Origin of the sequence: Sphingomonas sp. 37zxx (genome assembly GCF_000786205.1) — a bacterium.
Taxonomy (GTDB): Bacteria; Pseudomonadota; Alphaproteobacteria; order Sphingomonadales; family Sphingomonadaceae; genus Sphingomonas.
The window spans coordinates 35,518-57,784 of sequence record NZ_JROH01000009.1 but is presented as its reverse complement, the minus strand read 5'-3'; the positions used below and the strand labels follow the sequence as shown (position 1 = coordinate 57,784).

24 protein-coding genes are annotated in these 22,267 nt (G+C 64.8%); 18 read left to right on the top strand and 6 right to left on the bottom strand.

Going from position 1 to position 22,267, the window contains the following annotated elements; translation table 11 throughout:
- Window positions 1–30: 30 nt before the first annotated feature.
- A complete protein-coding gene (locus QU44_RS05820) occupies window positions 31–966 on the top strand; it encodes an alpha-E domain-containing protein (RefSeq protein WP_197054262.1) in 936 nt (311 codons plus the stop codon).
- Window positions 966–1,769 carry a transglutaminase family protein gene (locus QU44_RS05815; RefSeq protein ID WP_033920839.1) on the top strand — a complete coding sequence of 268 codons (804 nt, stop codon included), beginning with the start codon at window positions 966–968 and terminating at the stop codon, window positions 1,767–1,769. The genes QU44_RS05820 and QU44_RS05815 overlap by 1 nt, the downstream gene beginning before the upstream one ends.
- A 191-nt stretch (window positions 1,770–1,960) precedes the next feature.
- Here the strand turns inward: QU44_RS05815 and QU44_RS05810 are convergent, their stop codons facing one another.
- The gene (locus tag QU44_RS05810) at window positions 1,961–2,740 is read right to left on the bottom strand and encodes an arginyltransferase (protein WP_033920964.1); all 780 of its coding nucleotides are present in this window, start codon (window positions 2,738–2,740) and stop codon (window positions 1,961–1,963) included.
- Between the two features lie 143 nt (window positions 2,741–2,883).
- A complete protein-coding gene (locus tag QU44_RS05805; RefSeq protein WP_033920837.1) occupies window positions 2,884–4,128 on the bottom strand; it encodes a threonine ammonia-lyase in 1,245 nt (414 codons plus the stop codon).
- A 94-nt stretch (window positions 4,129–4,222) separates the two neighbouring features.
- Here QU44_RS05805 and QU44_RS05800 point away from each other — a divergent pair, with 94 nt between their 5' ends.
- From QU44_RS05800 to tatC, 11 genes are all read left to right on the top strand, one after another.
- Window positions 4,223–5,077 (top strand): NAD(P)-dependent oxidoreductase, encoded by an 855-nt coding sequence (locus tag QU44_RS05800; RefSeq protein ID WP_033920835.1) that lies wholly within the window; start codon window positions 4,223–4,225, stop codon window positions 5,075–5,077.
- Window positions 5,077–6,807 (top strand): amidohydrolase, encoded by a 1,731-nt coding sequence (locus QU44_RS05795; RefSeq protein ID WP_052134372.1) that lies wholly within the window; start codon window positions 5,077–5,079, stop codon window positions 6,805–6,807. Before QU44_RS05800 ends, QU44_RS05795 begins: the two co-directional genes overlap by 1 nt.
- A gap of 82 nt (window positions 6,808–6,889) precedes the next feature.
- Window positions 6,890–7,813, top strand: coding sequence for an EamA family transporter RarD (gene rarD / locus QU44_RS05790; RefSeq protein WP_052134371.1), 924 nt, complete (start codon window positions 6,890–6,892; stop codon window positions 7,811–7,813).
- Between the two features lie 9 nt (window positions 7,814–7,822).
- The gene (argS, locus tag QU44_RS05785; RefSeq protein WP_033920834.1) at window positions 7,823–9,550 is read left to right on the top strand and encodes an arginine--tRNA ligase; all 1,728 of its coding nucleotides are present in this window, start codon (window positions 7,823–7,825) and stop codon (window positions 9,548–9,550) included.
- A 1-nt stretch (window position 9,551) separates the two neighbouring features.
- Window positions 9,552–10,292 carry an SPOR domain-containing protein gene (locus tag QU44_RS05780; protein ID WP_231621635.1) on the top strand — a complete coding sequence of 247 codons (741 nt, stop codon included), beginning with the start codon at window positions 9,552–9,554 and terminating at the stop codon, window positions 10,290–10,292.
- Window positions 10,293–10,384: 92 nt separating this feature from the next.
- Window positions 10,385–11,389, top strand: a complete 1,005-nt coding sequence (locus tag QU44_RS05775; protein WP_033920832.1) for a glycoside hydrolase family 3 N-terminal domain-containing protein — start codon at window positions 10,385–10,387, stop codon at window positions 11,387–11,389.
- 249 nt (window positions 11,390–11,638) lie between these two features.
- The gene (locus tag QU44_RS05770) at window positions 11,639–12,370 is read left to right on the top strand and encodes a segregation and condensation protein A (protein ID WP_033920830.1); all 732 of its coding nucleotides are present in this window, start codon (window positions 11,639–11,641) and stop codon (window positions 12,368–12,370) included.
- Window positions 12,367–12,936, top strand: coding sequence for an SMC-Scp complex subunit ScpB (gene scpB / locus QU44_RS05765; RefSeq protein WP_033920828.1), 570 nt, complete (start codon window positions 12,367–12,369; stop codon window positions 12,934–12,936). Before QU44_RS05770 ends, scpB begins: the two co-directional genes overlap by 4 nt.
- A 27-nt stretch (window positions 12,937–12,963) precedes the next feature.
- Entirely contained in the window at window positions 12,964–13,197 is a 234-nt protein-coding gene (locus QU44_RS05760) for a twin-arginine translocase TatA/TatE family subunit (RefSeq protein ID WP_033920827.1), read from the top strand.
- 59 nt (window positions 13,198–13,256) lie between these two features.
- Window positions 13,257–13,664, top strand: coding sequence for a Sec-independent protein translocase protein TatB (gene tatB, locus QU44_RS17705; protein ID WP_081987878.1), 408 nt, complete (start codon window positions 13,257–13,259; stop codon window positions 13,662–13,664).
- A complete protein-coding gene (gene tatC / locus QU44_RS05750) occupies window positions 13,661–14,443 on the top strand; it encodes a twin-arginine translocase subunit TatC (protein ID WP_033920825.1) in 783 nt (260 codons plus the stop codon). The genes tatB and tatC overlap by 4 nt, the downstream gene beginning before the upstream one ends.
- 64 nt (window positions 14,444–14,507) lie before the next feature.
- On the opposite strand, the gene QU44_RS05745 is transcribed toward tatC, so the two are convergent.
- The 3 genes from QU44_RS05745 to QU44_RS18465 form a co-directional block, all read right to left on the bottom strand.
- Window positions 14,508–14,633 carry an entericidin A/B family lipoprotein gene (locus QU44_RS05745; protein WP_033920824.1) on the bottom strand — a complete coding sequence of 42 codons (126 nt, stop codon included), beginning with the start codon at window positions 14,631–14,633 and terminating at the stop codon, window positions 14,508–14,510.
- Between the two features lie 256 nt (window positions 14,634–14,889).
- Window positions 14,890–16,464, bottom strand: coding sequence for a sensor histidine kinase (locus tag QU44_RS05740; protein WP_033920822.1), 1,575 nt, complete (start codon window positions 16,462–16,464; stop codon window positions 14,890–14,892).
- A 10-nt stretch (window positions 16,465–16,474) separates the two neighbouring features.
- Window positions 16,475–16,642, bottom strand: a complete 168-nt coding sequence (locus QU44_RS18465; protein ID WP_197054257.1) for a NepR family anti-sigma factor — start codon at window positions 16,640–16,642, stop codon at window positions 16,475–16,477.
- Between the two features lie 295 nt (window positions 16,643–16,937).
- On the opposite strand from QU44_RS18465, the gene QU44_RS05735 reads away from it, so the two are divergent.
- From QU44_RS05735 to QU44_RS05725, 3 genes are all read left to right on the top strand, one after another.
- Window positions 16,938–17,738: a response regulator gene (locus tag QU44_RS05735; RefSeq protein WP_033920956.1), complete on the top strand. Its 801-nt coding sequence runs from the start codon at window positions 16,938–16,940 to the stop codon at window positions 17,736–17,738.
- A gap of 50 nt (window positions 17,739–17,788) precedes the next feature.
- Entirely contained in the window at window positions 17,789–17,923 is a 135-nt protein-coding gene (locus tag QU44_RS18860) for a hypothetical protein (RefSeq protein WP_033920821.1), read from the top strand.
- 106 nt (window positions 17,924–18,029) lie between these two features.
- On the top strand, window positions 18,030–18,668 hold the full coding sequence (locus QU44_RS05725) for a sigma-70 family RNA polymerase sigma factor (RefSeq protein WP_033920820.1): 639 nt from the start codon (window positions 18,030–18,032) through the stop codon (window positions 18,666–18,668).
- Window positions 18,669–18,675: 7 nt separating this feature from the next.
- On the opposite strand, the gene QU44_RS18855 is transcribed toward QU44_RS05725, so the two are convergent.
- Window positions 18,676–18,801, bottom strand: a complete 126-nt coding sequence (locus tag QU44_RS18855; protein WP_269429161.1) for a hypothetical protein — start codon at window positions 18,799–18,801, stop codon at window positions 18,676–18,678.
- A gap of 137 nt (window positions 18,802–18,938) precedes the next feature.
- On the opposite strand from QU44_RS18855, the gene QU44_RS05720 reads away from it, so the two are divergent.
- Together QU44_RS05720 and QU44_RS05715 are read left to right on the top strand one after the other, a co-directional pair.
- Entirely contained in the window at window positions 18,939–21,629 is a 2,691-nt protein-coding gene (locus QU44_RS05720) for a bifunctional [glutamine synthetase] adenylyltransferase/[glutamine synthetase]-adenylyl-L-tyrosine phosphorylase (RefSeq protein ID WP_033920819.1), read from the top strand.
- Entirely contained in the window at window positions 21,626–22,090 is a 465-nt protein-coding gene (locus tag QU44_RS05715; RefSeq protein ID WP_443018075.1) for a peroxiredoxin, read from the top strand. Before QU44_RS05720 ends, QU44_RS05715 begins: the two co-directional genes overlap by 4 nt.
- The last annotated feature ends 177 nt before the right edge of the window (window positions 22,091–22,267 follow it).

Below are 22,267 nucleotides of genomic sequence, written 5' to 3'. Positions count from 1 at the left end.
GATATTTGTCGGCGGATCTGCCGCATGGTGATGCTCTCGCGCACTGCCGCCTCGCTTTACTGGCTTGGCCGCTATGTCGAACGTGCCGATTTTGTCGCCCGGTTGATCGAGGCGACGGTTCGGCTCGACGCGCTGTCGCCGACGCCGGCGGGGGAGGTGGCCTGGGAAAGCGCGCTTCGCGTCACCTATACCGATAAGCTTTACGCCGATAGCGGCGCGCCGATCGACCAGGCCAATGTCGCGCGGTTCCTGACGATTGATCCTGATAATGCCGGTTCGCTGGTTCGTTGTCTCGACATGGCGCGCAACAATGCGCGGGCGGTTCGCACCGCGCTGACTCGCGAGGCATGGACCGCGATCAATCGCGCCTGGCTGTTGTTCAACAGCCGGCTTCGCCCCGGCAACACGATGGCTACGCTGAACTTGGTCGAAGCGGTGAAGGCCGAAACCCGCGGGTTCGAGGGCGCGGTGCTGCGGATGATGCGGAACGAGGCCGTCTGGCTGATCCGGCTGGGCGCGGCGATCGAGCGCGCCGACAACACTGCGCGGCTGGTCGATGTCAAATATCACCTGCTGCTGCCCGAGGGGGAGCCGGTGGGCGGCTTGGTCGATCGCGATCAATGGACGACGATCCTGCAGACGGTGTCGGCGGTGACCGCCTATCGCTGGCTCTATGCCGAGGGGCTGAAGCCCAATCTGGTGATTGACCTGCTGCTGACTCGCCCCGAATTGCCCCGGTCGCTGGCGGCTTGCGTCGAGGAGACTGTCGAAGTGCTCAGCTTGCTCGGCAAGCGCACCGGCTTGCAGGGCGAGGCCGACCGGATGGCGCGAAACCGCATGGCGCGGATGAGCCGCACGCGCACCCATGAGGTGATCTTGCGCGGCCTGCACGAATATCTCGACGATTTCATCGCGGAGAATGCGGCGCTCGATGCCGCGATCGCCCGCCAGTTCCGGTTCATCTGATGCGCATCACCATCGATCATCGCACCCATTATGCCTTTAGCGAGCCGCAATTACGGCTAGTGCAGGCGCTCCGCTTGTCGCCCGACGATACCAACGACCAGACGATCGTGAGCTGGCGGATCGACGTCGATTGCGACGCGCGGCTGCGCGAGGCGCGCGACGGTTTGGGCAACAAGCTGACGATGCTCTATGCCGACGGCCCGCTCGAAAGCATTGAGATCAGCGTGCAGGGCGAGGTGCTGACCGAAAACGCCGATGGTTTCGTGCATGGCACCGCCGAAACGCTGCCCCCTGCCTTTTACTTGCGCGAAACCGATCGCACCCGCGCGGGCGATCCGCTGGCGGCGTTTGTCGCAGCGGCGGTCGGGCAGGGTGGCGTTGCCGGGATCGATTCGGCGGTGCGCGCGATGGCCGATCGCTTCGCGCTGGCCGAGGACAGCCACGAACCGCTGCGCGATGCAGCGGCAGCGTTTGACGGTGACAGCGCCACCGGGCGCGAGTTGGCGCAGATGCTGGTGGCGGGATTGCGCCGCGCCCAGGTGCCCGCGCGTTACATCAGCGGCTATCGCCAGGCGCAGAGCGAGCGCTGCTCGCCGCATGGCTGGGTCGAGGCGCATCTGGCCGATCGGGGATGGATCGGGGTCGATCCATCGGCGGGGACGCGGATCGACGATCGTTATGTCCGCGTGGCGGTCGGGCTCGATGCCGGGGAAGCGACGCCGGTCGCGGGATCACGGTTGGGATCGGGTGAGGAAGAACTCGACGTTGCGCTTCGGGTGGCGGTAATTGGCGGGAATGCGTGAAGCCATCCCCCCCCGTTCGTCCTGAGTAGGGACTGAGCGAAGGCGAAGGCCCGTATCGAAGGGCAGCCGTCACGCGGGCGGATGCTTCGATACGCTGCCCTTCGACTGCCTGCTAAGGCAGGCGCTCAGGACAGGCTTCGACAAGCTCAGCAGCTACTCAGCACGAACGGTTTGGAGCGAGGCGTTATGCCTCAAACCATCTCCGTCAGGCGCGCGCATGACGGCGCTGCCACCGAATCGATCTTCAGCGGCCCCCAGCCGTTGCGATCGAGCACCTCCATCGGCTGGTAGCGCGTCTTATACTCCATCCGCGCCGACCCCTTCACCCAATAGCCGAGATAGACATACGGCAGCTTGGTCGCGCGGGCGCGCAGGATGTGGTCGAGGATGATATAGGTGCCCAGCCCCTGCCGCGCGTCGGGTGAGGCGTCGAAAAAGCTGTAGATCATCGACAGGCCATCGGCCTGCTGGTCGCTGATGCACGCGCCCACCAATTTCCCCGGACGACCGCCGACCGACGGTTCGCGATATTCGACGACATAGCTTCGCACCGGGCTATGCTCGACCATGTCGGCATAGTCATTCTCGTCCATCGCCGCCATGCCGCCGCCGGGATGGCGATTCGCCAGATATTGCGTCAGCAGATCAAACTGTTCCTGCGTCGCCATTGGGCGGCAGGCGCTCACCTCCAGATCGGCGTGGCGGCGAAGCAGCTTGCGCTGGGTGGCGCTGGTTTCGAAGTGATCGGCGACGACTCGCACCGATTGGCAGGCGTTGCAGCTTGGGCAGCTTGGGCGATAGGCGACGCTCTGGCTGCGCCGAAAGCCGATCCGGCTGAGCGCATCATTCAGTTCGCCGGCGTGCTGGCCGGACAATTCGGTAAACACCTTCCGCTCTTGCTGCCCCGGCAAATAGGGGCAGGGCGACGGCGTCGTCACGAAGAAGCGGGGAAAACGAAACGGCGCGGTCACGCTGCACATATCCTTAGCACCAGACCGCGAGCTGCGACCCTGGCTACACTATGTGAGCGACCGGCAATGATGAAAAGCCGGTTAACCAAGGAAAGAGGGTTAACCCCCGAAAGAAGTTCGAAGAACCTGCCGCCAAGCTGCCGTTAAGCAAGTTCGACCGGGCTGACCTCGTAATGCGCCGCGGTCAGCGCCGCCATCAGCCGGTCGAGATGCGCCTTGTCGCGGGTTTCGCATTCGATGTCGGTGATCAGCCCCTTGGCGGGCAGCGTGGTGAACACCCGCTGGTGATACACTTCGATGATGTTGACGCCCTGTTCGTGGAAAATCTTTGCGACGTTGAACAGCGCACCCGGCCGATCCTGCAACCGCACGCGAAGCCGCGCCAGCCGCCCCGAGCGCGCAAGGTCGCGCAGCAGCACATTGGCCAGCAGCCGGGTGTCGATATTGCCGCCGCACAGGATGGTGCCGACGGTCTTGCCGCGAAACTTTTCGGGGTGCGCGAGCAATGCCGCCAGCCCTGCGGCGCCCGCACCCTCGACCACCGTCTTTTCGATTTGCAGCAACAGGCTGACGGCCTTTTCCAGGCTGCGTTCGTTCACCAGCACGATGTCGTTGACTAGTTCGCGAACGATCTGCGCGGTGATGCCACCCGGCTCCTTCACCGCGATGCCTTCGGCCAGCGTATCGCCGCCGCAGGGCAAGTCGGTGCCGTTCATCCGGTTGTACATCGACGGGAACAGCTCGGCCTCGACCCCGATCACTTCGATCGGCCGCGCGCTTGCCTTGGCGACCGTGGCGACGCCCGAAATCAGCCCGCCGCCGCCGATCGGCACCAGGAAGGTATCGATCGCCGGCACATCCTCGAGCATTTCGATCGCGATCGTGCCCTGGCCGGCGATGATCCGCGCATCGTCGAACGGATGGACGAAGGTATAGCCGTTCGATGCTTCGAGCTTGCGCGCATGGGCGTGCGCCGCGTCGAAGGTTTCGCCCTCGAGGATCACCGTCGCGCCATGACCTTCGGTTTGCGTGATCTTCACCGTCGGGGTGTTCTGCGGCATCACGATCGTCACCGGGATGCCCAGGCGATTGCCGTGATAGGCCAGGCCCTGGGCATGATTGCCCGCCGACGCCGCGATCACGCCCTTGGCACGAGCCGCCGCATCGAGCTGCAACAGCGTGTTGAGCGCGCCGCGCTCCTTATAGGCGGCGGTGAATTGCAGGTTTTCGAACTTGAGATACACCGTCGCGCCGGTGAACTCCGACAGCGTCTTGCTGATCAGCGTCGGCGTCCGCACGACTGAATCGGCGATCCGGATATGCGCGGCGCGCACATCGTCCAGGGTTACGAGCGAAGAGGCGGGCGATGCGACGGATTGGGTAGCCATGGGCGCAGCGCCTAGCCGATCATGCCCGTAATGAAAACCGGCTTGCCCCTTTGTCGGCGTTGCGAGCAGCGCCGTGCCCGCCTAAGGCTAGGAAATGGCAGCAATCGCTTTTATCGGAACCGGCGTGATGGGCGCGCCGATGGCCGGACATCTGGTCAAGGCCGGGCACCAGGTCACCGTCTTCAACCGCACCCGCGCCAAGGCAGAGGCCTGGGCCGCGACCTATGGCGGGCAGGTCGCCGCTACGCCCGCCGAAGCCGCCGCCGACAAGGACGCGGTGATCGCCTGTGTTGGCAATGACGATGATCTGGCGGGCGTCACGCTTGGCGAGGGTGGTGCATTCGCCGCGATGCGCCCCGATGCGGTATTCATCGATCACACCACGGTGTCGGCGTCGATCGCTCGGCGGCTGGCGGGTGCGCGCGCGCTGGTGGTCGATGCACCGGTATCGGGTGGCCAGGCGGGGGCCGAGAATGGCAAGCTGTCGATCATGTGCGGCGGCACGCCCGAGGCGCTGGCAGCCGCCGAGCCGCTGATGCAGGCCTATGCCGCGCGGATCGTGCATGTCGGCGATGCCGGGGCCGGCCAGACGACCAAGATGGTCAACCAGATCGCGATCGCCGGGGTGTTGCAGGGATTGAGCGAGGCGCTTCGCTTCGCCCAGGCCGCCGATCTCGATCTCGAAAAGGTGTTCGAAGCGATTTCGGGCGGTGCGGCGCAAAGCTGGCAGATGGTCAATCGCTGGCAGTCGATGGGCGAGGACCGGTTCGATTTCGGCTTTGCGGTCGATTGGATGCGAAAGGATCTGGGGCTGGCGCTCGACGAGGCGAAACACAACGGCGCATCGCTGCCGGTCGCGGCGCTGGTCGATCAATTTTACGCCGAAGTGCAGAAAATGGGCGGCGCTCGGCAGGACACCAGCGCGCTGGTGCGGAGAATGCCGAAGTGATGAAGAGCATCCTACCGTCGCTTTCGGCGAAAGGCGTCCTGGCGGCGTTGTTGCTGCTGTCGTCCGCGCCTGCCTTTGCCGACGCGCTTGTCGAGAATGTCGATGGCATGACGCTCGACGAAAATGGCAAGGTCATCCGCTTTACCGGCGTGCTGGTCGATCGCGAGGGCAAGGTTTCCAAGCTGCTCCAGCAGGGCGACAAGCGGCCCGAAAAGCTCGATTGGCGGATCGACATGAAGGGGCGAATCCTGATCCCCGGCATGATCGACGCGCATGGCCATGTCATGGGGCTGGGCTTTCAGGCGCTGGCGCTCGACCTGTCCGAAACGCAGAGCTTCGATGAGGCCAAGGCCAAGATCGTCGCTTATGCCGCCGCCAATCCCGATCGCCCGTGGATCACCGGCGGCGGCTGGAACCAGGAACGCTGGGGGCTGGGGCGCTTCCCCACCGCTGCTGAACTCGATGCGCTGGTGCCGGGGCGGCCGGTCTGGCTGGAACGAGTCGATGGCCATGCCGCATGGGCGAACAGCGCGGCGATGAAGGCGGCGGGCATCACCGCCAAGAGCGTGTCGCCAAGCGGCGGGCGGATCGAAAAGGGCGCGAACGGCCAGCCGAGCGGCGTGTTCGTCGATGCAGCGATGGCGCTGGTGGCAAAGGCGGTGCCCACACCGTCGCCGCGCGACCGCAACGCCGCGTTCCTCGAAGCGCAACGGATACTGCTGCGCAACGGCATCACCGCGACTGCCGACATGGGGGCGAGCCTCGACGACTGGCTGACCTATCGCCGGATGGCCGATCGTAACTTCCTGCGCGTCCGCCTGATGATCTATGCCGATTCGGTCGATACGGCGGTGCGCGTCGGCGGCAGCGGGCCGACGCCGTGGCTGTATGACGATAAATTGCGGCTGGGCGGGATCAAGCTGTATCTCGACGGGGCGCTTGGGTCGCGCGGTGCTTGGCTCAAGGCTCCCTATGCCGATGCCGCGGGCCAGACCGGGCTGGCGTTCCAGAGCGATACTCAGTTGCTCAATCAGATGAGCCGGGGCGCGATGGACGGTTTCCAACTGGCGATCCACGCGATCGGCGACCGCGCCAACGCGCAGGTGCTCGACGCGATCGATGAGATGCAGACCAGTTATAAGGGCGACCGGCGCTGGCGGATCGAGCATTCGCAGATCGTCGACCCCGCCGATCTGCCGCGCTTCGGGCGCAACGGCATCATCGCCTCGATGCAGCCGGTGCACCAGACCAGCGACCGGGCGATGGCCGAAACCCGGCTGGGAGCCGAGCGGCTGGGCGGTGCCTATGCCTGGCGTTCGATGCTGACCAACAATGCGCGGATTGCGTTCGGGTCGGACTATCCGGTCGAAAACCCCAATCCCTTTGTCGGCTGGGCGGCTGGCTTCACCCGGCAAGGCCCCGACGGTCAGCCGCTGGGCGGCTGGCGCGCCGAAGAGGCGCTGACCCGCGAGGAAACGTGGAAAGCGTTCACGATCGACGCTGCCTATGCGGGCTTTGCCGAACAGAAATTCGGACGGCTGGCACCGGGGCTGCGCGCCGATTTCATCATCGTCGATCGTGACCCCAGCACGGTATCACCGGCTGACCTGCGCCAGACGGTGGTGCTCGAAACCTGGGTCGGCGGGCAAAAGATGTACGAGCGCGGCGGCCGCGAGGATCCGGTGCCCGAGGCGCTGACCCGCGATCCGGCGGCGGCTGCGGGGCGCTGAGCTGAGCGCGGCCAAGCATTTATTTGCCGTGCGATCGGTGGGTTGCTTTGCGCGGTGCAGCATCGGCGGCTAGGGCCGGATCATGTCTGCACCCAAACCCGCCCCCGCGCTCGATCGTACCGGATTGATCCAGGGGGTCACCGCCTATGTGATATGGGGGGTGTTGCCGCTCTATTTCCTGCTGCTCAAGGGCGTGGGATCGAGCGAGGTGGTCGCCAGCCGGGTCATCTGGTCGCTGGTGCTGCTGACCGGCATCGTCCTGGTGATGCGCCGCCGTGACAAGCTGCTCACCGCGCTGCGCGACCGCCGCGTGATGCTTGCGCTCACTGCCAGCGCGGCGCTGATTTCGGTCAACTGGCTGGTCTATATCTGGGCGGTCCAGCATCAGCAGGTGCTGGCGGGCAGCCTTGGCTACTTCCTCAATCCACTGATCAACGTGCTGCTCGGCGTCGTCGTGCTGCGCGAGCGGCTGACCCGGTTGCAGGGGCTGGCGGTGGGCATCGCCGGAGTCGGCGTCGCGGTGCTGGCGGCGGGGGCGGGCGAGGGGCTGTGGATCAGCCTGACGCTCGCCGTATCGTTCGCGCTGTACGGGCTGGTTCGCAAGATGGTGCGGGTAGAGGCGATCGAGGGGCTGGCGCTGGAAACCGCGATCCTCACGCCCTTCGCGCTGGCCTATCTCGGCTGGCTGGCGAGCACCGGCGCGCTGGCGTTCGGCGATCGCAGCGATGTGACCATCCTGCTGGTGCTGACCGGCATTGTCACCGCTGTTCCGCTGCTGCTGTTCTCGGCCTCGGCGCGGCGGTTGCCCTATGCCACCGTCGGGCTGCTGCAATATATCGCGCCATCGCTGCAATTCGCGCTGGCGGTGCTATGGCTGGGCGAGCGGCTGACCACTGCGCATATCATCTGCTTCGTGTGCATCTGGACGGGGCTTGTGCTCTATGTCGGCAGCAGTGTGTGGCCGCGCCGTCGCCCGATTGTTGCCGATCGGGGCATTGCCGCCTAGAGCGCGGGCATGACGCTTTACACTCGCTTCGCCGCCCATCTCAACGCAGCGCTTGATGCCCTGGTCGCCAAGGGTGACTTGCCAGGCGGCCTCGAACGCCGCGCGGTCACCGTTGAGCCGCCGCGCGACGCCACGCATGGCGACCTTGCGACCAACGCCGCGATGGTGCTCGCCAAGCCCGCAGGCACCAATCCGCGCGCGCTGGCCGAAAAGATCGCCGCCGAGTTGCAGAAGATCGACGAGGTCTCGGCGGTGTCGGTCGCCGGGCCGGGCTTCATCAATATGACGCTGACCGACGCGACGTGGCGCGATGAGCTGGCGACGATCCATGCCGAGGGGGATCTTTATGGTCGCTCCGCGCTTGGCAAGGGCACCATCGTCAACATCGAATATGTCTCGGCCAACCCGACCGGCCCGATGCATATGGGGCATTGCCGCGGCGCGGTGGTGGGCGATGCGCTTGCCAGCCTGCTGGAGTTCGTCGGCCATGACGTGATCCGCGAATATTATGTCAACGACGCCGGCGGCCAGGTCGATACGCTCGCGCGTTCGGCGCATCTTCGCTATCGCGAGGCGCTGGGCGAGACGATCGCGATTCCTGAGGGGCTGTACCCCGGCGAGTATCTCAAGCCGATCGGCGAAAAGTTGGCCGCCGAACATGGCGCGGCGTTCGTCGGCGCGCCCGAGGGTGACTGGCTGGCGCTGTTCCGGCGCGAAGCGGTGGCGGCGATGCTGGTGATGATCCGCGCCGATCTCGTCCTGCTGGGCATCCACCACGACAAATTCGCATCCGAGGCCGAATTGCAGGCGGCGGGCAAGCCCGAGGCGGCCGAAGCCTGGCTGCGCGCGCGCGACCTGGTGTATGACGGCGTGCTCGAAGCCCCCAAGGGCGAAGTCGCCGATGATTGGGAGCCGGTCGAGCTGCCGCTGTTCCGCTCGACCAAATTCGGCGACGATCAGGATCGCCCGATCAAGAAGTCGAACGGCGCCTGGACCTATTTCGGGGCCGACCTCGCTTATCATTTCCAGAAGGCCGAGAGCGCCGATCAGTTGATCGACATCTGGGGTGCCGATCATGCCGGCACCGTCAAGCGCATCGTCGCGGCGGTCAACGCGCTGACCGAGGGCAAGACGCGGTTCGACGTCAAGCTGGTGCAGATGGTGCGGCTGCTGCGCGCGGGCGAGCCGGTGAAGATGTCGAAGCGTTCGGGCAATTTCGTGACGCTGGCCGATGTGGTCGAGGAAGTCGGCAAGGACGTTGTCCGCTTCACGATGCTGACTCGCAAGGCCGACGCGCAGATGGATTTCGACTTCGCCAAGGTGGTCGAGGCATCGAAGGACAATCCGGTCTTCTATGTTCAATATGCCCATGCGCGGATTGCTTCGCTGCATCGCCGCGCGCGCGAGGCGGGAATCGAAGCGACCACCAGCCCCGATCTGTCCCGGCTTGATACGGAGGAGCTGGTGCTGGTGAAGCTGGCGGCGCAGTTCCCACGAATCGCCGAAAGCGCCGCGCTGGCGCGCGAGCCGCACAGAATCGCGTTTTATCTCTATGACTTGGCCGCAGAGTTTCACGCCGCGTGGAATGTCGGCAATGAGCGCGCCGATCGCCGCTACCTGATCGCCGACGATGCCGGGCTTACGCAGGCACGGCTTTATCTGGCGGGCGCGATAGGGCAGATTATCCGTACCGGCCTTGGCATCATGGGTGTCGAGGCGGTCGAGGAGATGCATTGAGATGAATACGCGCGAGATGACCGGCGGCGACGCGATCGAGCGCGATGAGGATCGGCTGCCCTGGCTGGAGACGGTCGATGACGGCTATGACGACAGCCCGTCACTGTATCGGCTGTTTCTGCTGATCGGCGTCAGCCTGGCGGTGATCGCGGCGGCGGTGGCGGCAATTTATTGGTATCAGGATCGCCGGGTCGTCGGCGGGTCGGGCGAACTGATCGCCGCGCCCGAAGGCGATTTCAAGATCAAGCCCGAAGAGCCCGGCGGCATGCGCGTGGCGGGCGAAGGCGACGCCGTGTTCAAGACCAGCGAAGGCAGCGCGACCAAGGCGCGAGTCGATTTGTCGGCAGTGCCCGAAGTGCCGGTCGCCGGCATCGCGCAGCCAAAGGCCGCGCCCGCCGCTACGCCGAGCGCACGCCGCGTCGCGGCGGATGTGCCGCCCCCCTCGGGCCGGTTGAGCGCGGCCGCTCCCGCCACGGCGACGCCGCCACCGGCGGCGACCGGCGGCGGCGGTGCCGTCGTCCAGCTTGGTTCGTTCCCGAGCGACGCGGTGGCGCAATCGGCATGGAAGCAGCTTTCGGGGCGCTTCGGCTATCTCGCGGGCCTTGGCCAGTCGGTTCAGGCAGCCGAGGTGAATGGCCGCACCGTCCACCGCTTGCGGGTGAATGCCGGCAGCAACGCACAGGCGCGCGAAATCTGCGGCAAGCTGAAGGTCGCGGGCGAAGCGTGTTTCGTGGTTTCATAAGGCATAGTCGGCGAAATCGGTTTTGCGCCTGCGACCAGTGCGGCGCGAACGGGGGTTCATAAAAGCGACGGGGTTCGCTACCCCCCCCGGCCATGCAACCCGTAATCTATGGCCTTTCCGGCCTGACGCTGACCGCCGATGAGCGCGCCTTTTTCACCGATGCCGATCCACTGGGGTATATCCTGTTCGGTCGCAATGTGCAGGATCGCGTGCAGTTGCGCGCGCTGACCGACGAGCTTCGCGCGCTGTCGGGCCGCGACGAACTGCCGATCCTGATCGATCAGGAGGGCGGGCCGGTCGCCCGGATGCGGCCCCCCGAATGGCCTGGCTTTCCCGCCGGTCCCGCTTTTGCCGCCTTGTGGCAGATCGCGCCGATCTCGGCGATCGAGGCGGCGCGCTGCAACGCGCATGCGATCGCGCTGACGCTGGCCGAAGTCGGTATCACTGTCGACTGCATGCCCTTGCTCGACGTGCCCGTCCCCGGCGCGACCGCGGCGATCACCAGCCGCACCTATGGCGAGGAACCGATGCAGGTCGCCGCGATCGGCCGCGCGGTGCTCGACGGGCTGGCGCGGGGCGGGGTGGTGGGGGTGGTCAAGCACATGCCCGGCCACGGCCGCGCCAGCGTCGACAGCCATTATGAATTGCCGCGAGTCACCGCATCGGATGCCGAATTGCAGATCGACCTCGAACCCTTTCGCTCGCTGGCCGATGCGCCGATGGCGATGACCTGCCACTGCGTGTTCGACGCCTGGGATTCGGCGCGGCCCGCCACCTTGTCGCCGATCGTAATCGAAGACGTGATTCGCCGCCGCATCGGTTTCGACGGGCTGTTGATGACCGACGACATCGACATGAAGGCGCTGACCGGCAGCGCCGGCGACAAGGCGGCGGGGGCGTTGGCCGCCGGATGCGATGTGGTGCTCGATTGCTGGGGCCGGATGGACGAGATGATCGACATTGCCGGCCAGGCGGGGACGATTTCGGCGGCGGCAAGCGATCGGCTCGACCGGGCAATGGCCTTGCGCAAGGCGGCGATGATCGAGGGCGATCTGGCCGAACTGATCGCCAAGCGTGATGCGCTGCTAGTGGATTGATTTTGACATTCGCATCCCGCCTGCGGCACGCTCTCGCTGCGAATGTCAAAATCATAAAATCCACTAGAATCACATAATTGCTAGTGGTCCTGGAGATTCTGACATTTGCTCCTGACTGAGCCGAAGGGGGTAGCAAATGTCAGAATCGGACCACTAGCGCTGGCGTGATGGCGAAAGCCGTGGTGCGCGGGGGCGCTGTGGCATATCGTGCGGGCATGGATAGGGCATCCTCTTGCGCGATGTACCGCGATGGCTGACGTCGAACCGACGCTGACCGTCGCGCTTGAGGGATGGGAGGGGCCGCTCGACCTGTTGCTCGGGCTGGCGCGCGCACAGAAGGTCGATCTGAAGGCGATTTCGATCCTCGATCTGGTCGAACAATATCTGGCCTTTATCGAAGGCGCGCGGGCGCTTCAGCTCGAGGTGGCCGCCGATTATCTGGTGATGGCCGCCTGGCTCGCCTATCTCAAATCGGCGCTGCTGCTGCCGCGTGACCCACAGGAAACGCCAAGCCCCGAGGAACTGGCACTGCGGCTGACGCTTCGGCTCGAACGGCTGAATGCGATGCGCGAGGCGGGCGCGCGGCTGATGGCGCGTGACCGGATGGGGCGCGATGTGTTCGCGCGCGGCTGCCCCGAAGGCCTTCGGACCGATCGGCAGACTCGCTGGGAGGCCGAGATTTACGACCTGATCGCAGCCTATGGCCAAATCAGCGCGCGATCGCGCCCGGTGATGCACGTCGTCGCCAGACGCACGGTGATGACGCTGGAGGAAGCGATTGCGCGCGTCTCGCAGATGGTGGGCGAAGCGATCGACTGGGCGACACTGGCCAGCTTCCTGCCGCCGAGTCGCGACGAGGCGTATCGTCGCTCGGCGCTTGCCTCCAGCTTCGTCGCCGCGCTTGAACTGGCGCGGCAGGGCAGGCTCGAACTGCGGCAGGCGGCGCCGTTTGCGCCGCTATATCTGCGCGAACTGGCATGATGCCGCCCGATGATCTGGTCCGCGCGGTCGAGGCGGTGCTGTTCGCCTCGCCGACCCCGCTCACGGCGACTCAGATTGCCGAGCATGTCGGCGAGGGTGCCGATGTCCGCCGTGCGCTCAGTACGCTCGCGGACGATTATGCCGGGCGCGGGATCGCGCTGGTGCGGCGCGGCGACCATTGGCATTTCGAGACTGCGGGCGATCTGGCGCACCTGTTGCGGCGCGACCGCGAGGATAGCCGCAAACTCAGCCGCGCCGGGATCGAGACGCTGGCGATCATCGCCTATCACGAGCCGGTCACCCGCGCCGAAATCGAGGCGATCCGCGGGGTACAGGTGGCCAAGGGAACGATCGACGTGTTGATGGCGGCGGGCTGGGTTCGCCCCGCCGGGCGCCGCGAAGTGCCCGGCCGGCCGCTGACTTATGCCACCACGGCGGGGTTCCTCGATCATTTCGGCCTGGCCAGCCGCCGCGATTTGCCGGGGATCGAGGATTTGCGGGCCGCCGGGCTGCTTGATCCGGTTGATCTGTCGATCGAGGTGGTAACTGCCGACGACTGCGACTAGATAGGGCGCGACACGAGGAGAATTGTCATGGGTGGTTTCAGCCTGATGCATTGGCTGGTGTTCGGCGTGATCGCGATCCTGTTGCTGGGTGGCGGTCGCTTTTCGAACCTGATGGGTGACGTTGCCAAGGGCATCAAGAACTTCAAGAAGGGCATGATCGAGGACGATGAGGTAAAGTCGGAGCCGAGCCGGATCGAAGGCCAGCGCGCCGCCGAACCCGCGTTCAAGACCGAAGCCGATCGTACCCGCGACGATCGTTGAACCGACGCCTTTTTGACTTTCGGCGCGCAACGGTAGCGCGCCGCTAACGGCGGAGCAGAATGCTCGATTTCAACATGGGCGAGATGATGGTGGTCGCCGTCGTCGCGCTGTTGGTCATCGGTCCAAAGGACCTTCCAAAGGCAATGCGCTTTGTCGGCCAATGGGTCGGCAAGGCGCGCGGCGTTGCGCGCCAGTTTCGCAGCGGCTTCGACGCGATGGTACGCGAGGCCGAATTGGCCGAGATGGAAAAGAAATGGGCCGACGAGAATGCGCGGATCATGCGCGAGCATCCGCCTGAACCAGCGATGCTGACGGCACCAGCCGCGACGGAATCGGCAAATGAAGATCAGCCGGCCGAAACGGTGGCCAAGCCCGACATCCGGCCAGAGCCCTATGCCGGCACGACCGAGCCCGCGCCGATACCCTCGATCGACAGCCCCGGCGCTGACCAGAAGGCGGCATCGTGAGCGACGAGATCGACCAGAGCCAGGCACCGCTGCTCGACCATTTGATCGAATTGCGCCGGCGCGCGCTATATTGCGTGCTGACGCTGCTGATCGCCTTCTTCGTCTGCTATGCCTTTGCCGAAGAAATTTTCGCGTTCCTCGTCCAGCCTTTGGTGGCTGCGGGGCAGAAAAGGGTGATTTTCACCCAGTTGTTTGAGGCGTTTTTCGTCCGGGTGAAGGTGGCGCTATTCGCCGCACTGATGATTTCGTTTCCGGTGCTGGCCAACCAGCTTTGGCAGTTTGTCGCGCCCGGCCTGTATCGGGCCGAGAAGCGGGCGTTGTTTCCGTTTATTTTAGCGACACCGGTGCTGTTCATCGCCGGGGCATCGCTCGCCTATTTCGTCACGATTCCCGTCGCGCTGACCTTCCTGCTCAGTTTTCAGGGTAATTTCGGCGGCATCGAACAGGAAGCATTACCGTCGGTCGGCAATTATCTGTCCTTCGTGATGCAGTTCCTGTTCGCGTTCGGCATTTCATTTCTGTTGCCAGTGCTGCTGATGCTGCTCGAGCGCGCCGGGATCGTCACTCGCCAGCAACTGGTGAGCGCGCGGCGCTATGCGATCGTGGCTGCTTTCGGGCTTGCGGCAGTGCTGACGCCGCCCGACATCGGGTCGCAATTCCTGCTCGCGATCCCGCTGATCCTTTTGTACGAGCTGGCTCTGATCGGGATATGGTTCACCGAACGTAAGCGGGCCAAGGTAAGCGACGTCACCGACGCGATCGAAAAACCGGCTGAATAGCAAAGGGGCCGCGGTTTCCCGCAGCCCCTGTTATTACCGCGATTACGCGATGTCAGCGCCGGGATTAGTCGCCGACTTTTTCAACGGCCTCACCAGCCGACTGCACGTCGCGGCCAATGCCGCCAACCGTGTTGCAAGCGCTTACCATCAGCGCGCTCGCGACGATGGCCAAACCTAGAAACTTGCGCATTCTGAACCTCCTTTAATCGGCATGAACTTCGGCAATTGAATGTTTGCAGGGAGGTTTCGTTCCGCCATGTGCGTGCCAAGCGTCTGGCGGGGGCGGGTTGGCCAGAATGAAATTAGGCCCGGAAGCGCCTCCGGGGGGGGGAGGGTGGCGCTTCCGGGCCCATGTCGTGGATAGCGAGAGCGGGGGGGCAAATTGTCGCTATCCGAAGAGTAAAACAACGCTGTGCGCCCGGGGTTCCAACGCATGTAAGTTTTTTTTAGGGGCGCACCACCGCGATCGAAATTTCATACGCTCCGACCAGCGGATCATGGTGCAGCGGCGATCGAAGCTGGCGCGCCAGGCCAGTGATCACGCGACCGTAGCGGGTCGCGAGCAATTCTTCGAGAACGGGACCGCCTACCAGCGACGGGGAACTGATGCGAAGCGTCGCGGTCCCCTCGGGCTGTGCGGCACGCATCGTCAGGCGGATCTGCGTTTGCGGTTCGACGTTCATCGCCAGCTCGATCAGCTCGGTCAGCAAAAAGGCGACGGCGACCGCAACGTCTTGCGATGCCTGAAGCGGTTCGATGTCCAGCGCGATGCCAAGGCGCGATGCCGGCTCGGGCGCGGTCGCCCGGATGTTCGACGCCAATTCGCCGATCACCGATCGCAGCTCGAGCCCGCGATTATCTTCCATCTCGGCGAAATGATAGCGATGCACCACCGCCAGGGCATCGACCCGCCGCTGGATCGAGGCATAAGCGGCAACCGCGTCGGGCGATGGTGCCCCGCGGGCATGGAAATTGATCAGGCTGGCGATGACCTGCAGATTGTTCTTTACCCGGTGATGCACCTCGCGCGTCAGCTTGGTCTGGCGCACCAGGCCTTGGGCAAGATCGGCCTCGTGCAGCTGCACCGTGCGGGTGATCTGTTCGAACGTATCGCCCAGTTCGCGGATTTCCTGTGCCGGTACCGCGCCATATTCGATCGGTCGCAGGATTTCGCCCGGCTGATAGGTGCCGACATTGGCGCGCAACCGGCGAAGCGGGCGGATGAGCAGCCGATCGACCACGAACCAGCCGATACCGGCGGCAGCGGCCCACATCAGCAGCGGCAGCAGCATCGCGATCAACAGCGGCGAGGTGATCGGCGGCGAACTGATCGTCATCGCCAGCGCCAGGTCATTAATGCCGATCGGCGCGATATGGGTGTCGCGCCGTTGCAAGGTGGAGCGATTGGGCAACGCCGTCAGCGGAAGCGTTTGCTCGCCTGCCGTCAAGTTGCTGGCATAGGCCGCCTTGAAGCCGCTGGGGCGACCGACAAGCGCCAAAAACTCGGTGGGGAAGAACGCCGTGGCGACCGCTTCACCTTTGCGCGCTGCAATCCCGAGGACTAGGCCATTATCACGCATGCGAAAGCCGACCTGCCCTGCGTCGGTGGTGACGGGTGCAGCATCGATTGGCTCACCGCAAAGCAGGCGGCCGTTACGATCGGTGATGGCAAAGCTGGTGCCAGTCGAAAATTGCTGCGCGAACACGCCGCGCGCGCGGGCGCAAGCAGGGCTGTTGGCCGGATCGCGCTCCAAGGCATTGGCGGCATCGCGCAGCGCGGTCATGTTGCCGACCAGTTCGATCGTCAGCGCCCGTGCCCCTTGCTGCGCGGCAGTCCGCAACTGCGCTCGCGCTTCGATGTCGGATGCACGGTTGGTTTGCAGCGAGGCGAAAAAGGCGATCAGCGCGAGCGGCAACAACGCCGCACTGAGAATCAGGAATACTTTGGCACCGGTGGGAATGTGCGCCAGTCTGCTCCCGGTGCTGCGCGGCTCCGGGGCGTCCTGATCTGAATTATTCATTTCGGTTCGGCTAATCTAGCTTTCTGAGGAGGTCCAGCAACTCGTCGGGAATGCTCTCGTCGACCGCCTGACGATATACCGCACGCAACGCATCCCCTACGGCTTTTTCGCTGTGGCGTGCTTTTGACGATTGTTTCGTCGTTTTCGCTTCGTTTGTGGGTTTATTCCCAGGACGCACCAACTTCCCCCTTCATCCCGCGGTTTCCGCAGCACGATTCCATGATCGGGCCCCTACTGCATCTTCCATAGCCGGTTGGCCAGCGACGATGATCGTTTCGGTCGCCATTCCATTTAATAGCAACATTTCCGGTCGTGCTTTGGAAGCGTGGTAGGAGAGTGAAACAAAATACAATCTCGTTGGTTCCAGTCAGGAAGCAAAAACGGGGGCTCGTCTCCCGCCATTGCGCTTGAACCAAAAAAAGCCTTTGAGCGTTATGAAATTTGCGCTCAACCGGACGGAGACCACCCCGATCATGTCGCTTGGCCAACAGCTTGCTCCCCATCTTCCCTTTCTGCGCCGCTACGGTCGCGCCCTGACGGGCAGCCAGACCGAGGGGGACCGCTATGTCCGTGCCACGCTAGAGGCGATCGTTTCCGCGCCGGACGAATTTCCCAAGGACGTCGACCCGCGTCTTGGTCTGTATCGCACGTTCCAGGCGATCTGGTCGTCGGCGCATATCGAGGATGATCGCAACCCCGGGGAAGTGCCCGCCGATCCCGAGGCGATTGCCCGCGCCCGGCTTTCGCGGATCGCCCCGCTGTCGCGTCAGGCACTGCTGCTGACGGCGATGGAGGGCTTCACCGTCGAGGATGCGGCATATCTGATCGATGTGTCCGATGACGAGATCGATCGGCTGGTCGCTGATGCGCTGTCGGAAATCGAGCAACAGACGCGCGCGCGGGTGCTGGTGATCGAGGATGAGCCGATCATCGCGATGGATATCGAAACGATCGTGCGGGATCTGGGGCATGAGGTTACCGGCGTTGCGGTGACCCGCGATGAGGCGGTCGCGCTGGCGATGGAGGATCGCCCCGGTCTGGTGCTGGCCGATATCCAATTGGCCGATGACAGTTCGGGCATCGATGCGGTGAAGGACATATTGGCCGAATTCAACGTGCCGGTGATCTTCATCACCGCCTTTCCCGAGCGGCTGTTGACCGGCGAGCGGCCCGAGCCGACCTTCCTGATCACCAAGCCTTTTCAACGCTCCACGGTCAAGGCGGCGATCAGCCAGGCGCTTTTCTTCGATCAATCATCGGTTCCCACCGACTGATCGGTTTCGATCGATCTTTTCAATAAAGCACAATTCGGGGACACATACCCATGGCTGACAAGAAGCAACCGCACATCGACACCGATCGCGCTCGTGCGGGCGCGACCCCGCATATGACGCGCTATATCCTGCCGATCTCGCTGGTGCTGGTGGTCGTGATCTTCGCCGTTCTTCTGCTGAGTTAAGCCCAGCCGCAGCAATGCGTGGCCGGGGCGAAGTGGCCTTCACCCGGCCGATACCTTATTCTTGCGGCATCGGCATCGGCCGACCGCACCTGTTGAACGGAATCGAATGTCGCAGCACGACGAGCAAGACGAAGCACCCGAGGTCGAGGCAATCGTCGAACATGTCTCGCTGTCCGACAGCGAGTTCAAGGTGCAACTGACCCAGGTCATTCCGCATCTTCGCGCCTTTGGCCGCTCGCTTTCGGGCAGCCGCGATCTGGCGGACGACTTGGTGCAGGAAACGCTGCTGAAGGCATGGGCCGCGCGCAAGCGGTTCCAGGCGGGCACCAATATGCGCGCCTGGACCTTCATCATCCTGCGCAACCTGTATCTGTCGCAAATGCGCCGTGCGCGGTTCAAGGGCGAATGGGACGATCTGGTTGCCGATCGGCTGCTGGCCGCGCCCGCCAGCCAGGACCGGCATGTCGATTTGACCGATATGCAGCGCGCGTTGCTGCATCTGCCGCGCCCCCAGCGCGAGGCGCTGATTCTGGTCGGTGCGGGTGGCTTTGCCTATGAAGAGGCGGCGGAAATCTGTGAAGTCGCGGTCGGCACGATCAAGAGCCGGGTGGCGCGCGGCCGGGTGGCGCTGGAAAATCTGTTGACCGATGGATCGTTGCCGTCACGGCGCGAACATGATGCCGGAGGCCGAAGCGCATTGGATACGATCATGGGCGAGGTCGACGAACTAAGCCGCGATCGCTGATCGGGCTTTAGCTGTGCGGGGGTTTGCAATCGTCGATTGCCGCGAGCAGATCGAGCATGTCGTCGGGCAGGGCGCGCTCGCGGCCATAGACGCGGCGAAGCGCGCCACCAATGGCATCGCAAGGACGGGGCACCGAAATCACGACGTGCGTCGCGTTTTCTAGGTGTCCTTTACAAGGCGGCATCTGTCCCATGTCAGCTATAACGACCAAAATGTCAGATTGTTGCGGCATAGGGGGTGTGGTCCCCAAACTTTCCTGAAGAGGGTGACATGCGCGAGGCCACCGATCCCGACCTGTTGATCGAGGCGCTGGGCCGGGCGACCGATCACGCGCCGTTCCTGAAGTGGCTGGCCGAACGCGAGCCCGCCACCGCCGCCAATGCCGCCGCCGATCTCAATGATCCGTTGCAGGCGATCCTGCGTGATTTGGGCGACAGGCCAGTGGCGGAACGGCTGCGCATCGCCCGGCGGCGGCTGGCGTTGCTGGTGGCGCTGGGGGATTTGTCGGGCAGCTACGCGTTCGAAAAGGTCGTGGCAACGCTGACCGCCTTTGCCGATCACGCGCTCGACACCGCGATCCGCACCGCGATCGAGGAGCGGACACCGGGAGCCGCGCCGGTCGGCTTCGTCGCGATCGCGCTGGGCAAACAGGGTAGCGGCGAGCTGAATTATTCGTCGGATATTGATCCGATCCTGCTTTATGATCCCGATACGTTGCCGTGCCGCCCGCGCGAGGCGGTGGAGGACGCCGCCGTCCGGATCGGCAAGCGCGTCGTCGAACTGCTGCAGGCGCGCGACGCCGATGGCTATGTCCTGCGCGTCGATCTGCGCTTGCGTCCCTCGCCCGAGATCACGCCGATCGCGCTGCCGATCGAAGCCGCGATCGGCTATTATGAATCACAGGCGCTGGCATGGGAGCGCGCCGCCTTCATCCGGGCGCGTTCGGCGGCGGGGGACATTGCGCTGGGCGAGCGTTTCCTGTCGGCGATCCAGCCCTTTGTCTGGCGGCGCGCGCTCGATTTCGGGACCATCGCCGAAATCCGTGAGATCACCGTCCGAATCCGCGATCATCATGCCCAGGGTCAGGCCTTTGGCGCGGGCTATGATCTGAAGCGCGGGCGCGGCGGCATTCGGGAGATCGAGTTTTTCGCGCAGGTGCATCAATTGATTCACGGTGGCCGCGATCCGGCGCTCCGCGCGCCGGCGACGCTCGATGCGCTGGCGGCGCTGGCGGCGGCGGGGTGGATCAACGCCGATGATGCCGCACATCTGGCCGGGGCATATCGGCTGCTGCGAACGATCGAGCATCGCGTCCAGATGATCGACGACCGCCAGACTCATGCGCTGCCCACCGGCGACGCACTGGACCGGGTGGCGCGGCTGCACGGGCTGGCCGATGGCAATGCGCTGCTCGATCTGCTGCGTCCGCAGGTCGAGCGGGTAGGGCGGATCTATGACGCGATCGAGCCCGAACGCGACACCCGCTTGCCCGATAGCGACGACGCGCTGACCGCGCATCTGCACGCCGCCGGCTTCAACCAGACCGAAGCCGTGGTGCGGCGGATCGAGCATTGGCGCAGCGGCAGCTATCCGGCGCTGCGTAGTCCGCCTGCCCGGGGGGCGCTGGAAGCGGTGCTGCCGCAATTATGCGAGGCATTTGGCGGCGCGCCCGATCCGGCGGCGGCGGTGGCGCGGCTGGATACCATGCTGGCGCGGCTGCCCAGCGCGATCAACTTCTTCCGCCTGCTGGAAGCACAGCCATCGCTCACTCGCCTGCTGGCGACGATCCTTAGCCATGCACCGACGCTGGCCGAAGCGCTTGGCCGGCGGGTAGAATTGCTCGACGGCTTGATCGACGCAAGCGCGCTCGATCCGGTCGATACCGTCGATGCGCTGGCGGGCGAGATGCGGCTGCGATCGTTCGATGGCGATGGGTATGAGCGGCAGCTCGATCATGTTCGCCGGATCGTCAATGAAAAGCGGTTTGCGCTGGGGGTCCAGATCGTCGCGGGCACCGCCGATCCGCTGGCAGTGGCGGCGGGATATGCGCGGGTTGCCGAGGCGGCGATCGTTACGCTGGGCGAGGCGGCGGTGGCCGAATTCGCGCGCAAACATGGCGTGGTGCCCGGCAGCGAATTGGTGGTGCTGGCGCTGGGGAGGCTGGGGGGCGCGGCGCTTACCCATGCCTCCGACCTCGACCTGGTCTATCTGTTTACCGGCGATCACGGCGGCGAATCCGATGGCGACAAGCCGCTGGGCACCGTGCTCTATTATAACCGACTGGCGCAGCGGCTGACGGCGGCGCTGTCGGTCGCGACCGCTTCGGGGCCGCTCTATCCGGTCGACACCCGGCTGCGGCCATCGGGAACGCAGGGGCCGCTGGTGGTGTCGCTCGACGGGTTTGAGCGCTACCAGCGCGAAAGCGCGTGGAGCTGGGAGCATATGGCACTCACGCGCGCGCGGCCCGTATTCGGATCGGCGGCGGCGCGCACCGCGACTCAGCGGGTGATCGACACGGTGCTGGCGGGGGCTCGGCCCGAGCGCGATGTCGCCGCCGATGCCAGCGCGATGCGTGCCGACATGCGCGCGCACAAACCGGCGCAGGGGCCGCTCGATGCCAAGCTGCTCGACGGCGGGCTGGTCGATCTCGAATTTGCGGTGCATGTCCGGCAATTGGTGCATCGCACGGGGTTTTCGCCCGATCTGCCCACCGCGATCGCGTCGCTGGCTTCGGCGGGGCTTTTGCCGCCCGCCATCGGCGCGGCGCATGATTTTCTCACCCGGTTGCTCGTCACGTTGCGGCTGGTCGCCCCCGATGCCCAGCCGCCGGCACCCCCTACCCAGGCGCTGATCGCACGCGCGCTCGGCCTGGCGGATTGGGCGGCGGTACTTGCGTCGCTGGGTGCTACTCGGCAGGAAGTGCGCGCCGCGTGGGCGGCGGTTTGCGGAGATGATGCATGATGCTGGAACCCGGTGCGCCTATTCCCGATGTGACGGTGACCCTGCCCGATGGCGGCACCCGCCATTTGCCCGACACCGGCGGTCGCGCGCTGGTCGTCTATTTCTATCCCAAGGATGATACGCCGGGCTGCACGCGCGAGGCGCAGGGCTTTTCCGAAGCGATGCCCGCGTTCGAGGCCGCCGACGTGCAGGTGATCGGCATTTCCAAGGACACCCCGGCCAAGCACCAGAAATTCGCCGCCAAATACGCGCTTGCGGTGCCGCTGGGCAGCGACACCGACGACAGCGTCTGCGAGGCATTCGGTGCCTGGGTCGAAAAGAGCATGTACGGCAAACAATATATGGGGATCGACCGCTCGACGTTCCTGTTCGGCCCCGATGGCCGATTGGTGCGGGCATGGCGCAAGGTGAAGGTGCCCGGTCATGTCGACGAGGTGCTCGCGGCGGCGGGCGCGCTCTGATCGGTAACGATTGCAGAGTCGTGATTCTGCGAAATAAGCGGAAAAATTTGCCGGGTGCGGCTGATTTTTACGAATGGTTAACCACGGGTTCAACGACTCAACCCGCGACCAACCCGGTCCAGCGCGGAACCGCCGCGCCGCTATTGCTGTACAACCATGGTTTACGCACAACCAAAT